The organism is Lentibacillus sp. Marseille-P4043, assembly GCF_900258515.1.
Classification (GTDB): Bacteria; Bacillota; Bacilli; order Bacillales; family Amphibacillaceae; genus Lentibacillus_C.
In genome coordinates, this window is record NZ_LT984884.1 from 1958703 (window position 1) to 1974130 (window position 15428).

15 protein-coding genes are annotated in these 15428 nt (G+C 39.9%); 13 read left to right on the forward strand and 2 right to left on the reverse strand.

Going from position 1 to position 15428, the window contains the following annotated elements:
• Positions 1 to 57 precede the first annotated feature (57 nt).
• The 3 genes from fliD (at position 58) to C8270_RS09515 (ending at position 3173) form a co-directional block, all read left to right on the forward strand.
• Entirely contained in the window at positions 58 to 2154 is a 2097-nt protein-coding gene (gene fliD / locus C8270_RS09505; protein WP_106496599.1) for a flagellar filament capping protein FliD, read from the forward strand.
• A 103-nt stretch (positions 2155 to 2257) separates the two neighbouring features.
• Positions 2258 to 2626, forward strand: a complete 369-nt coding sequence (locus C8270_RS09510; protein ID WP_106496600.1) for a hypothetical protein — start codon at positions 2258 to 2260, stop codon at positions 2624 to 2626.
• A 442-nt stretch (positions 2627 to 3068) separates the two neighbouring features.
• Positions 3069 to 3173 carry a putative holin-like toxin gene (locus tag C8270_RS09515; protein ID WP_267894864.1) on the forward strand — a complete coding sequence of 35 codons (105 nt, stop codon included), beginning with the start codon at positions 3069 to 3071 and terminating at the stop codon, positions 3171 to 3173.
• Positions 3174 to 3539: 366 nt separating this feature from the next.
• Here the strand turns inward: C8270_RS09515 and C8270_RS09520 are convergent, their stop codons facing one another.
• The gene (locus C8270_RS09520; protein ID WP_106496602.1) at positions 3540 to 5591 is read right to left on the reverse strand and encodes a methyl-accepting chemotaxis protein; all 2052 of its coding nucleotides are present in this window, start codon (positions 5589 to 5591) and stop codon (positions 3540 to 3542) included.
• A 245-nt stretch (positions 5592 to 5836) separates the two neighbouring features.
• Between C8270_RS09520 and C8270_RS09525 the strand changes: the two genes are divergently transcribed.
• From C8270_RS09525 to C8270_RS19950, 3 genes are read left to right on the forward strand one after another with little or no spacing between them, the layout of a single operon-like run.
• A complete protein-coding gene (locus tag C8270_RS09525; RefSeq protein ID WP_106498500.1) occupies positions 5837 to 7039 on the forward strand; it encodes a CynX/NimT family MFS transporter in 1203 nt (400 codons plus the stop codon).
• Between the two features lie 41 nt (positions 7040 to 7080).
• Positions 7081 to 8283, forward strand: a complete 1203-nt coding sequence (locus tag C8270_RS09530; protein WP_106496603.1) for an MFS transporter — start codon at positions 7081 to 7083, stop codon at positions 8281 to 8283.
• A gap of 18 nt (positions 8284 to 8301) precedes the next feature.
• Positions 8302 to 8466 carry a hypothetical protein gene (locus C8270_RS19950; RefSeq protein ID WP_158701685.1) on the forward strand — a complete coding sequence of 55 codons (165 nt, stop codon included), beginning with the start codon at positions 8302 to 8304 and terminating at the stop codon, positions 8464 to 8466.
• Between the two features lie 47 nt (positions 8467 to 8513).
• Here the strand turns inward: C8270_RS19950 and C8270_RS09535 are convergent, their stop codons facing one another.
• A complete protein-coding gene (locus C8270_RS09535; RefSeq protein ID WP_106496604.1) occupies positions 8514 to 10163 on the reverse strand; it encodes an SLC13 family permease in 1650 nt (549 codons plus the stop codon).
• Between the two features lie 258 nt (positions 10164 to 10421).
• Between C8270_RS09535 and pxpB the strand changes: the two genes are divergently transcribed.
• The 7 genes from pxpB (at position 10422) to C8270_RS09570 (ending at position 15326) form a co-directional block, all read left to right on the forward strand.
• A complete protein-coding gene (gene pxpB / locus C8270_RS09540; RefSeq protein ID WP_106496605.1) occupies positions 10422 to 11138 on the forward strand; it encodes a 5-oxoprolinase subunit PxpB in 717 nt (238 codons plus the stop codon).
• 15 nt (positions 11139 to 11153) lie between these two features.
• Positions 11154 to 11912, forward strand: a complete 759-nt coding sequence (locus C8270_RS09545) for a LamB/YcsF family protein (protein ID WP_267894845.1) — start codon at positions 11154 to 11156, stop codon at positions 11910 to 11912.
• Positions 11913 to 11975: 63 nt separating this feature from the next.
• A complete protein-coding gene (locus C8270_RS09550; RefSeq protein WP_106496606.1) occupies positions 11976 to 12923 on the forward strand; it encodes a biotin-dependent carboxyltransferase family protein in 948 nt (315 codons plus the stop codon).
• A gap of 1 nt (position 12924) precedes the next feature.
• Positions 12925 to 13491 carry a nucleotidyltransferase family protein gene (locus tag C8270_RS09555; RefSeq protein WP_106496607.1) on the forward strand — a complete coding sequence of 189 codons (567 nt, stop codon included), beginning with the start codon at positions 12925 to 12927 and terminating at the stop codon, positions 13489 to 13491.
• Positions 13481 to 14191 (forward strand): hypothetical protein, encoded by a 711-nt coding sequence (locus C8270_RS09560; RefSeq protein WP_106496608.1) that lies wholly within the window; start codon positions 13481 to 13483, stop codon positions 14189 to 14191. Before C8270_RS09555 ends, C8270_RS09560 begins: the two co-directional genes overlap by 11 nt.
• Positions 14192 to 14195: 4 nt before the next feature.
• Entirely contained in the window at positions 14196 to 14798 is a 603-nt protein-coding gene (gene pcp / locus C8270_RS09565) for a pyroglutamyl-peptidase I (RefSeq protein WP_106496609.1), read from the forward strand.
• Between the two features lie 30 nt (positions 14799 to 14828).
• Entirely contained in the window at positions 14829 to 15326 is a 498-nt protein-coding gene (locus tag C8270_RS09570; RefSeq protein ID WP_106496610.1) for a DUF1648 domain-containing protein, read from the forward strand.
• Positions 15327 to 15428: the final 102 nt, after the last annotated feature.

Consider the following 15428-nt stretch of genomic DNA (forward strand, 5'->3'; position numbering starts at 1 on the left):
AGGAAACATCTTAAACAAGTAATATTAAATAGATAAAAACTCTGGAGGTAAATAATCATGTCATCAGATATGCGAATTGGCGGTCTTGCGTCGGGTATGGATATTGATTCCCTTGTATCAAAACTAATGAAAGCGGAACGAATGCCACTACAGAAGATGCACCAGGACCGGACATGGCTAACGTGGCAGCGGGATGCTTATCGTGAAGCGAACACAATGTTATTAAATTTCAGATCGCAATTAACAGATATGAAAATGTCAACTACATTCCGTGCGAGAACTACATCTTCTACTAATGGAGACCTAGTATCAGCAACTGCGACAAGTGCAGCAGGACAAACTTCATACAATATCTCTGAAGTGACACAACTTGCGACTTCTGCAACAAAAGTAAATGGGAATAGTATTTTTGATAATGCATCATCAGTAGATTCGAGTAAAAGTCTTGCTGAGTTAAGTTCGAAATTTATTACGTATGATGAAAATGGTGATCCAGCATCTAACCCCATTAGTTGGAATCACGGTAGTGTAAAGCAGGCTTCTATTTCTACTAAGCAAGAAACTAAAACAGTTAATATAAATCTAGATCAAGGTATAAAGAAAGATAATACAAATGAAATGTCAGTAAAAGTAGGGAACAAGTATTATGAAGTAGTTTCTGAGAGTTCAAATTTAACGGAAGACACGGTTTTGTTTAAAGTTAATGATGATGGTGTAGGTGAATTAGAATTTAAAAGTAAGCTAAAAAAAGGCACGGAAGTAAAATTCAACTATACTACTAATTATCAAGTAGATAAAATGACAACCACAAAAGAAGGACATGAGATCAAACTTTCTAATCAGAACATTTATAATGGATCAGATTTCACATTAAAAATCGGTGACGACAAATATACAACATCAGGAAAAAACATTGTTGTTAAAAATGACCAAGGTACTGGGGAAACTGTTGGTGAAATTAACTATCAAACAGGTGTTATTACGATGAACGAAGGCCATTCTATACCTGCTGAATCAAGGGTAGAAGTAAATTATCAATATAACTATACGAGTTTCAGCCTTGGTGCCCATACAGAAAATGGGAGGAATGTGAAGGCATTTAATATTAAAGCATCTCAATCACTTGATTCTTTCGTTAATGAGGTTAATAGTGCTGATACCGGTGTTAATATGTTCTATGATGAAATGACGGGTCAAATGTCGTTAACTAGGACAGAAACAGGTAATTTTAGTGAAACAGAGGATGAAATTATAACATCAGGGGATTTTATGACTGAACAGTTGTTTTTTACAGAAAGCACAGAAGAGATCGGGGGAGAAAATGCAAAATTTACATTGAATGGTTTAGAAACAAATAGAACATCTAATTCATTTGAAATCTCTGGTGTGACATTTCAATTAAAAAAGACATTTTCAGAAGAAGACGGCAAGGATGTTAAGATAAATATTTCCAACGACAGTGGTGCTGTGTTTGATAATATTAAAGAATTTGTCGACAAATACAATGAAATGATTGGAAAAATTCAAGATAAACTTCAAGAAGAGAGATACCGTGATTACCGCCCATTAACGGAGAAACAGCGTGAAGGTATGTCAGAACATGAACAGGAATTATGGGAAGAAAAGGCAAAAAGTGGAATGCTAAAAGGAGACAGAACCTTATCTAGTGCATTAAATACTTTACGTAGGGATTTTTATACTCCTGTGGAAGACAGCGATATTCCATCTGCATATCAACAATTGGCTAGTATTGGTATTGATACAACAGCGAACTATCTCGAAGGTGGAAAATTGGAAATTAATGAAGCAGAATTGAAATCAGCAATTCAAGAAAACCCTGAGGCAATAGAAGAATTATTTACGAATGATAGTTCAGCTTACGGTCAAAAAGGGATTTTACAAAGACTGTCTGACTCTGCCAATCAGGTAATGGATTCAATTACAGAGAAGGCAGGAAACACATATAAAACAGAAAGTCAATATACAATCGGTAAAAACCTGGGTGATTTGGATGATCGCATATCAGCATTTGAAGACCGTTTGACAAAGGTGGAAGATCGTTACTGGCGTCAATTCACGGAAATGGAGAAAGCGATACAGCGAATGAACTCTCAGTCAACTTACCTCATGCAACAGTTTGGTGGGGGAATGTAAACAGTTTGTACTAGTGATGAATTATAATGCCTCATTCATTGTCAGAATGAGGCATTATTGTTCGACTCGATTATTAAACTACACATAAAAGTGAGGATCTAAAATGGAAAAATACATCGATGTTATGAAACAAACAACAATGTTACAGGAAACAGTTTATGAAGGTCTGCAGCATATACAAGCGTTACTGAAAGAAGGAAAATTTGAAGAAACCATTGCTTTGTTTAGCGAAACTGTTCAAGCCTTTTCGTCAATTGAAAAGGCGGTTATCGGGTTACCTGATGATATTTTAACGGAAGAAAGCAAATCATTAACTACAGAAGTTAGAGATGCCTTTAAAATTGTTGTAAGTTCTTGTGAATTAAAAGAATATGGCAAAGTACAAGAGGTGTTGCAATTTACATTGACTCCGAGATTTCAGAGGTGGATGGAAGAATTGAATAAAGCCTTTATGCCATATTTGGTTTCCTAATCAAATAAAAGATGTCCATCCAGAATGAATTAACATTTTCATTCTGGATTTGTTTTCTTATTAGGAGTTAACTTCATCATAATCGCTTATCCGTGATTGAAAGCCCTTGCCTTTTCATGCACAATGTAATTTCCACACCGACACCCCCCACAAATGCAATGTTAAACGATACCGTCTTATGCATATAATAAACTATACAAGCACTCTAGCTTGTAATGTACTAGTATAGTATATTGTTGAAAAGGTTCGTTAAATAGAGTCATCCAAGTCAAAATAGTCCAGAATGCCTATATCCAAAAGGCTTAGCAAAAAAGGTTATAAGAGAATTGAATACAAACAAATGTTCTGTTTGTGTGGTTATTTCAATGGAATTTGTGCTATACTATGTACTAGATAACGTTCTTTTAGGGATTGGTCGGCTGGCCCTTTTGATAAAAAGGTGGTGAGGCCGTTGAGTATTTACGAGGTAATTATGGTCATGTTCGCATTTGGCACATTCTTAATTGCGCTACTCACACTCGTAATAAGAATAATCAATAAAAAATAGACCTCCCTATTAACCCGCAAAAGTGTTGTTGGGAGAGGTCTATTCTCGGATAGCCGTATCCCCTGGGGGAACCGCTTATCTAAAGACCACAGTTGCAGCTGTGGTCTTTTATAAGTATATGCATATTTATACCTATAGTATACCATATATCTGGGTTGTGAAAAGGAAAAAGGTAAAGCTTAGTCGTTATTATTATTATTTCACTTCAATTACTTTTTCGAACAAGGCAATTGAGTATTTCAATGCACCAATTTAATCTTGGAATCCATTAGGTAAATTACGACAAGTTCCGATTGTTTATTTCCTGGGTAATAATTCATGCGAAAATAAGATGAGCCATTCAAAACGAATGACTCATAGCTCTGCTTAATCTTCAATCTTAAACTTATTAACTTGTGTTTGCATTGCTGCCGCATACGCTTCTAATTCCTCAGCCAGATGATTTAATTGTTCCATCGATGCGGTTTGTTCTTCAATTGATGCAGAAATTTCTTCAGTCCCGGCTGCGGTTTCTTCGCTGATTGCCGCAATGTTTTGTGTGTTGGATGAAATAAGTTGTTCTTGATCCACGATCGCTTTCATTATATCCATTACTTCCGCGATTAATTGATTATTCGTTTGAATCGTTTGCTGGATACTTGAAAAGGATTGTTCTGTTTCGTCTACAGTTATTTTTTGTGTTTGAAAAACGTCGCTTGTTTTGCCAATTAATGTTACGGTTTGCTTCGTTTCTGTTTGCATTTCATCAATTAATGAGGCGATATCACCGAGTGCGCTTTCGGATTGTTCAGCAAGTTTTCGAACTTCATCGGCTACAACAGCAAAACCACGACCATTTTCCCCAGCACGTGCTGCCTCAATAGCGGCATTTAAGGCAAGCAAGTTAGTCTGGTTGGCAATATCAGTAATTTTTGTCACGATCTCATTAATGTTTGTTGATTTATTATCTAGTGACTGGATTGCTTGTACAACATCACTTGTCAGTTGACCAGTTTCCTCCGTTTGTTTACGAAGCGTGCTTACTGTTTCGCTACCTTTTTCAGAGGTATCAATCATAACTTTGGCCTTTTCATAAATGTTGTTATTATGATTCTCTATCTGTTTGATTAATGTTGAAAGTTGTTCCGTTGCTGATGCATTTTGCTCCATCAACCCGGATTGCTCTCCTGCACCTGTTGCGATTTGTTCCATCGTGGTTGAGACTTCATTTGCCGATGCAGTGTTTTCTTCCGCACTTGCTACCAGTGTTTGCGATGCGTCTGATACATTTAATGAAACATTTTTGATTTTTACCATCATGGTTCGCATTTGTTTGAGCATGTTATCAAAGCTGTCCGATAGTTGTCCGATTTCGTTTGTTGATGTGATCGCTGTTTTTACTAAAAGATTCCCGTTTTCGACTTCCTTCATTGTGCTTTGCAACTGCTTGATCGGCTTCGTTATTCGACGTGCATTGAAAATAGAAACAACAATCGCTAGAAGCAAAATGATTACTAAGGTAATAACGATCGGGATAATTATCGCGCTTGCCTGTTTCTGAAAGTCGCTTTTAAAAACAGTTTCGCCTAACATCCATCCTGTTGCTTCGTTTCTGGTAAATCCAAAAACTTTGGCCTCTCCATCTTCTTTGTAGTTAACAATTCCACTTGTATCTGTTTCATTGACTTCACCATAAAAAGGAAGATCTGATGCACTTTTTCCGATTTGTTTTTCATCGGGATGTGCGATAAAATCACCATCCTGGTTGATAATCATAGCGAAGCCAGAATCCCCTATTTTAATTTCGTTTGTCATTTCAATTAATGTATCAACGTAAACATCTGCAGCAGTAACACCAATGATTTCTCCATTTGCAGAATAAGACTGTGCCGCTGTTACAATTGTCTTCCCAGTTGCAGCATCAACATATGGTTTGGTCCAAATTGTTTTCCCATCAGCAGCTAAAGCCTGTTTATACCAGTCACGTTCACGTGGGTCGAAATCATCAGGCAGGTCTGCTTCCGGGTAAATAATTAATTCCCCACCCTTATCAATTCCGGTGTACGCATTGGCGATGGTATCTGTTGTGTCTACCGTTTCTCCAATATAATTAAATAATTCCTTGCGCTTATCAGGGTCATTATCGACAAAAAGGTTACTTTCGGTAAAACGATTTAACGTATTTTCTGTATTGGCAAAAAACAGATCAAAGATATCGTTCAAATCTTCCATTTGCGTCTTAACACTAGCCGTTTTTTCGTTAATGATTGTATCCATACTTAGTTTGTAGTTTGTAAAAGCAATCACTGCCCCAGCAATGATAATTAGTGTAATGAAAGGTAGTAGAATTTGATTGAGTAAGGATTTGTTCTTCTTTGTCTTTCCAATATTATCTTGCCTATTTCCGTGCTTGTGTTGGCTTTGTTTCTTTTGCTGCATGGATATCACCTTTCTCCTGTTTTTATAATTATGAAAATATTTATATTACTTATATCGGATTAATTGTCGGATTTTGTAGAATAAACATTGAAATTAATAATTTTTTCTGAAATTGCAGTAAATACTTCGGACTGTTGAATAAACCAACCGTGCCAAAATATATCATTCATCACTTTAGGTATGCTATGATATGTAAGATGAGTTTGAGTTAGAAAGGGAGCGTCTTTGTGAATGTAGAACATACAATGTATAAGGATAATGTGAAGCGCGCGTATCGCTTTCTATTAATGGTTGGAATCATAGTGGTGGCCTTTAACTTGCGTCCAGCAATTACATCGGTTGGACCAGTGATTGGAACGATTCGCGATGACATTGGACTTTCAAATTGGAGTGCAGGATTATTAACAAGTTTACCGTTAATCGCTTTTGCGGTTATGTCACCCCTCGCACCTAAGCTTGGTAATCGTGTTTCAAATGAGCGGGCATTGTTAATTGGACTTATTTTACTTCTGTTCGGAATTGCTGTTCGAACGGTATCATTAGTAGCCCTCTTATTCATTGGAACACTATTTGTTGGACTTGGTATTGCAATCTGTAATGTCCTGTTACCTGGAGTGATTAAGGAAAAATTTCCAGAAAAAGTGGAATTAATGACTGGAATCTATTCGACAGCGATGGGGACGTTTGCTGCTACGGCGTCAGGAGTGAGTATTCCGATTGCAAAGGGATTAGGATTAGGTTGGCAAGCCGCATTAATTGTTTGGGCGATCCCAGCGATAGTTGGTATTCTCATCTGGATTTATCTTAGTAAAAAAAATAAGTCTAATGATGATGATGAAAAAGTAAGATATGCAAATACGGATGCTAATCGCATGTGGAAGTCCCCGTTAGCATGGCAAGTTGCTTTATTTATGGGGTTTCAATCGTTCTTATTTTATGTCACGATCTCATGGTTGCCCGAAATATTACATGATTATGGAGTAAGTATAGGAACTGCTGGGTGGATGTTATCCATGACACAGATTATTGGTTTGCCTTTTAGTTTTCTCGTACCAGTAATTGCAGGAAAACTGAAATCACAATGGGCAATTGTGGTCTTTCTGGGAACAAGTGCTATTAGTGGGTATGTAGGCTTGCTGCTTGGTAATTCCTTTGTTGTGATGATTATTTGTTCGCTATTGATCGGGATAGCGCTGGGTGGGGTTTTCCCGTTGGCGCTGACTTTTCTGGGAATGCGTGCCCGGACTGCTAAGCAAGCAGCTGAATTGTCTGGGATGGCGCAAGCGCTTGGTTATTTATTAGCAGCAATTGGACCGATATTTATCGGATATTTATACGATGTAACACATGCATGGACAGTACCGCTTCTAACATTAATCGGTGTAGCACTTATCGTAATTACGTTTGGTTCCTTAGCCGGACGGGACAAATATGTACTTGATGACTAATAATAACGTGAAAAAAAGCTTTAGCTATTGGAAGTGACACAATGCAACAAAGAACATATACAATGCGTGATTTTTACTTTTGGAAAATAACGATAAGCTTGGCACTGGCATCATTTTTTGTTTTCGCTAGTATGTACGCGGTCCAGCCACTCCTGCCTGTTTTCGTTGATGCTTTTGGAGTGTCTGTGTCCACGTCTAGTTTGTCAATTTCACTGACGATCATTGGACTAATAGTTGGTTTGATTGTACTAGGCTTCTTCTCAGATCGGAATGGCCGGACCATATTTATTAAATTTTCACTGCTTGGTTCTGTCATCCCGTTTCTATTAATTCCGTTAACCGATTCGTTTATGATTATACTAGCATTGCGCTTGCTGCAAGGCTTTGCACTGGCTGGACTTCCTGCAGCATCACTTGCATATTTAAATGAGGAGGTTGAGAAGCGTAGTGTTGGTGTTGCAACGGCGCTTTATATTTCCAGTAACGCACTAGGAGGCATGATGGGCCGGGTACTCACTGGTTTTATTACGGATCATTATTCATGGGAAACAGCATTTTATTTTTTGGCGAGTGTTGGTCTGGTGATCCTGGTTGCCGTGTTCACTATGCTACCGAAATCACAAAACTTTGAGTCTAGTAATCAATCATTTTCTCGTGATATTGAAGCCTTTTTATTTCATTTAAAAAATCCTGCATTATTGCTTGTATTTGGTTTGGGGGTTGTCTTACAGTTCTCGTTTACCGGAATTTGGACGTACTTGCCGTTTCATTTGCAAGCAGATCCATTTTCCTTGTCGCTTGAGGCAGTTTCGAATATGTTTTTTGCCTATGGGTTAGGAGTTGTTGGATCACCATTAGCTGGTTGGCTTGCTGGTCGTTTAGGATTACGGCAGGTTCGTATGGCGGGAATTGTGACACTTTCCATTGGTCTCTTTTTAACGTTAGCCCAATCTGTAGTCATAATCATAATAGGGCTATGTGTGGCTTGCCTTGGATTTTTTACCGCACATTCACTTACTGCTGCCTCCGTTAGTGAACAGGCCACACATCATAAAGGAAGTGCATCAAGTTTGTATCTAGTTGCCTATTATATTGGTGTCTCACTCGGTAGTTCAGCGCTTGCGCCGGTATGGAGTCAAACCGGCTGGTCAGGTCTTGTGCTGTTAACAGGAGTTCTCCCTGTTGCCTATTTAGTTTTTGTAACCGCGATGCAAGCACGTGCTAAAAAAGTAGCCCGAAAATGATCTGGGGGTGTTATTAATATGCGATTATTTATGGAGATAATTGGTTGGATCCTGACCGCGTTTGGGGCGTATTATGTATTTGAGGAAAATACATTAATCATTCATTACGTTGTTTTGGTTATTGGAATTATTTTACTTTTAATATCCATACCATTTAAAAATATAAGAGGAAGAAAACGGTAAATAAAGGAAGAAGCAATGTCGTTGCCGCACTGCTTCTTCCTTTTTTTCTACTGTTTAAACATCTCTGGAACGTGTGTTAAATCAATCCCCCATACTAATGGGAGAAGGAAATAAACGGCTAGTGTTACTAAAATAATGCCAAGGATATTTAATGCAAAACCAGCCTTGGCCATGTCTGGAATCCGTAAATAACCCGATCCGAAAACAACGGCATTTGGTGGTGTGGCAACCGGCAGCATGAAGGCACATGATGCGGCAACACTTGCTGCAACCATAACTGTATATGGATGAACACCTAGCGCAATTGCTAGTGATGCCATGATTGGATACATCATGGATGCTGTTGCTGTGTTCGATGTCAATTCGGTTAAGAAAATAACGAGTCCTGATACAACCAGCAATACAAGGAAAATATTAACTCCCTCTAGTGCACTAAGTTGGTTACCGATCCACTCGGAAAGACCTGAATTAACAAATCCTGCGGCAATCGCAAGCCCGCCACCAAATAGTAACAGAATTCCCCATGGTAATTTAACTGCTGTTTCCCAATCAAGCAGGAAGTCCCCTTTTTTGTTTTTCGCTGGGATGATAAATAAAATAATTCCCGCAGTCATGGCGATAATGGCATCATTAATACTTTCGTTCACATATGGTTCAAGTAAGAATGATCGGGTGACCCATGCAAGAGCGGCCAAGATGAAAACAGTAAATACAATTTTTTCTTCATATGAAGCTGTTCCAAGTTTTTTCTTCTCTGATTGAATGACTGCTTTTCCACCTGGTAATGATTTTAATTTTAACGGGTGTGCAATCTTAACAAGGTAGAACCAAACAATTAAAATGAATACCCATGCAAGCGGTACACCGAAAAGCATCCAACTTGCAAAGGACATTTCAATACCATATGTTTTTTCAATAGCACCGGCAAGCAATGTATTCGGTGGAGTTCCGATTAATGTACCGACACCGCCAAGTGAAGCGGAATACGCAATACCTAGCATAAGTGCTTTGCCGAATCCAAAGTTTTCTTTTGATGTATCGATCGAATCGTCATCTTTTAATGCCTCGGATACTTGATAGATAATTGCAAGACCGATTGGTACCATCATCATAGCTGTTGCGGTATTAGAAATCCACATCGATAAAAATCCCGTCGCAACCATGAATCCGAGAATAATTCGATCTGTATTTGTTCCAATAATAGAAATAATGCTAAGTGCGATCCGCTTATGCAGATTCCATTTTTCCATTGCGAGCGCTATCATAAATCCACCCATGAAAAGGAAAATAGTGTCATCACCATATGATGATGTGGTTGTGTCGATGTCTAGTCCTCCTGAAAGTGGAAATAGAATAATTGGTAATAGCGATGTTGCTGGGATCGGAATTGCCTCTGTCATCCACCAAACAGCAATCCAGATCGTACTTGCCAAGATAGCCTGTCCAGCATCTGATAAGCCCTCTGGTGAAAAGAATGCTAACGTTAAAATAAATAAAATAGGACCTAAAAATAATCCAATTAACTGTGCAGGCTTATAATGGCGCTCATTTTTGCCACTTCCACCACTACCGGATTCAGCGGTGCTTTGTTTACCGCCCGAGGTTGCATTGGATGTATTTGGTTTAACAAAAAAGCTTAATAACTCTTTTGCCTGGTCATGCTTGTCCCATAACCAATTCCATGTTGTTGAAAACATACTAATCCTCCTTGTTTGCATGTTGTTATATCATTCTACTAATTAATTTCACAATATAACGAAGAAATTTGATGTGTCATTTTCACTGACTTTTTGAACAACCTCTAATAGAATTAAATCTATTATACAAATTTTATGATGGGGCAACAAGAAAAAAATGTTGGCGCTTTCAAAAGGGTTATCGTATTATTTATTCGGAACATTTACTAGAATTATGCTACAATTCTAGTAATAGAATATATTTCGGAGGCGTCATCTATGGATTTTGTGATAAAGTCTGTTGGAGATAATGCGATAATCGTTCAGTTTGAGGAAATAGTTTCACCAAAATTAAATGCCAAGATTAAAGCATTTTGCCGGGAATTAGAAAACGCATTGCAAGAGTATCTTATGGAATTGGTGCCAGGTTTTGATTCAGTGACTATTTATTATCAGATTAACCGGATTACATATCAAGAAATTTGCGAAAGAGTCTCGCGAGTAGCATCAACCATACAGCCAGATTTAAGGGTCTCATCTAAGCTCGTCCATATTCCGGTTTTGTATGGTGATGAATATGGCCCTGATCTAGATCGTGTGGCGACGTTTAATCAATTATCCATTGAAGATGTCATTGCGATTCACCGAAATAATGACTACCTTGTCTACATGTTAGGATTTTTACCGGGCTTTCCTTATCTTGGTGGAATGGATCGTAAAATTGCTACACCACGGCTTGATCAACCACGTCAATCGGTGTTCGCTGGTGCGGTTGGTATTGCCCATGAACAGACGGGAATTTACCCGATGGGATCTCCTGGTGGCTGGAATATTATTGGAAAAACGCCATTAACTTTATTTGATCAAGTTAATCAGGAATTTTTGTTGCAGGCTGGTAGTTATGTCCGGTTTTATGAAGTGTCACAGGAAGCTTTTGCGGAAATTGAAAAGGAAGTAGCTGCTGGAACGTTTGACGTGAAGATTTCGGAAAAATAGCAAGGAGGACTTGACTTGGAAATTGACTTGAATTGTGACATGGGCGAAAGTTTTGGTCCTTATACAATCGGTGCTGATGCAGAGTTGATGAACTATATTACGTCTGCGAACATTGCCTGTGGGGCGCATGCAGGGGATCCGAATGTGATGGATCGGACTGTCAAATTGGCAAAAAAACATGGCGTGGGAGTCGGCGCCCATCCTGGGTTTCCTGATCTAGCAGGATTTGGTCGGCGGATGATCGATTTCTCTCCTAATGAAATCTATCAAATGGTTGTCTATCAAATTGGTGGGTTGCAAGCCTTCTGTACCATTCATGATGTGAAAATACAGCATGTGAAGCCACATGGAGCTCTATATAATCTGGCAGCACGAGATAAAGAGGCAGCGGGTGCCATTGCCAAGGCAGTCTATGATGTTGACTCCACATTACTTTTATATGGATTAGCTGGTGGCGAACTGCTAACAGCTGGTCGGAAACTTGGACTCCGCGTTGCATCAGAGGTTTTTGCTGATCGAACGTATCAACATGATGGCAGTTTGACACCACGAAGGGAAGCTGGTGCACTGATTGACAATGTTGACGATGCAGTCGCACAAGTAGAGAAAATGGTACATGATGGTGCGGTTGAGGCGGTTGATGGAGATTTTGTTGGAATCGCGGCTGATACTGTGTGTGTGCATGGCGATGGGGGAAATGCTGTAACATTTGCCAAAAGATTGCACGGGGCACTGAGAGATAGTGGGATAACGGTTCGCGCTATTGGAAGATAAGTGAGAATTGGAAGTGTTATCCAAAAATCCATGTTAAGCAACTGTTAAAACGGGGGAAAAGTCATGCCAAGTAAGGAAATTTTTAAAATACATAAACCAGGTGTGCTGACAACATTTCAAGATATGGGACGCACAGGGTATCAGCGTTTCGGAGTTCCAGTTTCTGGTGCAATGGACACATTTGCGCTTCAAATAGCCAATATCCTGATTGGAAATCCGCGCGATGATGCATGTTTGGAGGTCACGTTAATTGGGCCAGAATTAGAGGCATGCCAGCAGGTTACCTTGGCAATTACGGGAGCAGATTTGCAGCCTATGGTTAATGGTAGATCAGTTCCAATGTGGAAATCATTTTATATGAAAAAAGGCGATTGTTTGACATTTGGCAGGCATCAGTCAGGCGTTCGTTCCTATATTGCCGTTGCAGGAGGCTTTGAAGTACCGATTAACTTTGAAAGCAAGTCAACAGATAGCAATAGCGGCTTCGGAGAGATACTCAAAAAAGGTGAAACAATCGATGGATATCATACGATAAATCGTCCAGGAATTGGGTTGGCCAATCATTCGATTCCACTGTACAAAAAGTCAATAGATGTTGCCGTTATTGAGGGTCCGCATTCGGATTATTTCACTGAACGGGACCGAAAGATTTTTTTCCAAACAGCTTATACAGTTGGTGCCAATTCAAATCGAATGGGTTACTGTCTGCAGGCTAAAAATGCGAAAATTGAACCGTTGGGGGAAATTTGGTCTGATGCTACTCCATTTGGCGGTATCCAGATTCCACCAAATGGACAACCTATTATCCTGATGGCTGACCGCCAAACGACAGGTGGTTATCCCCGGATTGGCACTGTGATTTCCTGTGATTTACCAAAAGTTGCGCAGCTTCCACCACAAGGAACAATTCGCTTCCACTCGATCTCAGTTGCCAAGGCCCAACAGCGGGCAATAGAAATGGAATCCTTTTTATTTTGTTTGGAAAAATTTCGCCATGGGTTAGGAGAATGAAGTGATGATTACAAACGAACAAGCTATCATTCAAATGATAAAAGAAGACCCTTGGATGATGGAAGCTCTACATTCGGTACAATCACTGAAGTTACCTGATTGGTGGATTTGTGCAGGATTTGTTCGGGCAAAGATTTGGGATGTGTTGCATGAATACAAGCAAAGAACAGCTATTCAAGACGTTGATGTGATTTACTTTGATGAGGAAAATAGTAATGAAACGGAAGAAAAACAGTGGGAAAACGCTTTGAAAGAGGCCAACTCTATCTTTCCATGGTCTGTAAAAAATGAGGCCCGCATGCATGTCGTTAATCATATTCCGCCGTATAAATCGTCTGAGGACGCCATCGCCAAATTCCCAGAAACGGCAACATCACTAGGGGTTAAACTGGATGAGCAAAATGACATTACCTTAATCGCACCATATGGGATAAGTGACGTTGTTAATATGTATGTAAAACCAACACCATATTTTCAAGAGCATCCAGAACTAATGATGTTCTACCATCAACGCATGACCAAGAAAAATTGGCAGACCTATTGGCCAAAGGTAACAATTGAAACCTGATTTTGCTTTCCATCGGATGAGAACATCGGCGCGAGAGAGGAAACATCGTCCCGAAAGCGAGAACATCGGCGCGAGGGAGGAAACATCGTCCCGAAAGCGAGAACATCGGCGCGAGAGAGGAAACATCGTCCCGAAAGCGAGAGCATCGGCGCGAGAGAGGAAACATCGTCCCGAAAGCGAGAACATCGGCGCGAGAGCAGAAACATCGTCCCGAAAGCGAGAACATCGGCGCGAGGGAGGAAACATCGTCCCGAAAGCAAGAACATCGGCTCGAGAGAGGAAACATCGTCCCGAAAGCGAGAACATCGGCGCGAGAGAGGAAACATCGGCGCGAAAGCGAGAACATCGGCGCGAGGGAGAAACATCGTCCCGAAAGCGAGAACATCGGCGCGAGGGAGGAAACATCGTCCCGAAAGCGAGAACATCGGCTCGAGGGAGAAAACATCGTCCCGAAAGCAAGAACATCGGCGCGAGAGAAGAAACATCGTCCCGAAAGCAAGAGCATCGGCGCGAGGGAGGAAACATCGTCCCGAAAGCAAGAACATCGGCGCGAGAGAAGAAACATCGGCGCGAGGGAGGAAACATCGTCCCGAAAGCGAGAACATCGGCGCGAGAGCAGAAACATCGGCGCGAGGGAGGAAACATCGTCCCGAAAGCGAGAACATCGGCGCGAGCTGCCGCATATAAACACAAGGAGTGATTGTTTGAAAAAGTTGTTACTAACAGGATTTGAACCCTTTTTGGAGTTTCCAATTAATCCAACTGCAGATATTGTAAATGAATTAAATGGGGTTAAAATTAATGATTACGAGATTACAAGTGAAGTTTTGACAGTTGATTTTAATCAATCAGGGACAGAAATGATTGAAAAAATGAAACAGCACAGACCGGATGCCGTGATTGCATTAGGGCTTGCTGGTGGTCGTCATTGTATTACACCTGAACGAGTGGCGATTAACTGTAATGATGGTCCAAAAGATAATCGTGGGTATGAGCCTAAGGGTGAGCGGATTTTTACGGAAGGACCTGATGCTTATTTCTCGACTTTGCCGATATATGCAATGATTCAGTCCATGAAGGAAGCTGGACTTCCAGCAAAAATATCTAATACAGCTGGTACATATTTATGCAATAATGTCATGTATCATGCCTTACATTATTATCGTGTAAACAACTTGGATGGTAAGGCGGGGTTTATCCATGTTCCAGCTTCACACGCACTTGCTTTAGAAAAAAGTCTACCAAGCTGGTCGCAAGAAGATCTGGTAAAAGCAATAAGAATCGCCATTACGTGTTTGAATGAGTGACTTAAAATATATTTGGAAAAGGTGAGTTGAATGGGTGATCATCCCAAAATTGATGTGCCGGCTAGTAAGTGGGAGAAATTGTTCAATTTACTATCAGTAATATTGCTTGTGAGCTCTATTATATATGTTGTGCAAGCATATGCTAGTTTACCAGAGACGATACCGACGCATTTCAATGCCAAAGGTGAAGCGAATGGCTGGGGAAACAAGGCAATTATTTTTCTAATGCCTGGTATTGCTACCTTTGTCTGCTTTTTACCAATGTATTTTCTGAGTAAAGCTCCACACATCTTCAATTATACGGTAAAGGTCACGGAGGAAAATGCACCGCGTTTGTATCCAAAAGCACGTTTATTCATGACTGTAGTTAATTTTGAGACTGTAGCAATTTTTACTTATATAGCTTGGGAAATGGTGCAATCAGCAAGAGCTGTTCCTACATTGGGAGTATGGTTTACCCTCGTTGTGGTAGCAGTTCCATTAATCACCATTATTGTATTTATGATCCAGATGAATCGACTGAAGTGAGTGTAATAGCTTTTCAAAAATTCTCCCTCAACATTCCGATTGATTCGTCACCTGAAATAGCTTAAAATAGTCTAATCGAGAATGTACAGAAGGTGAGATGAG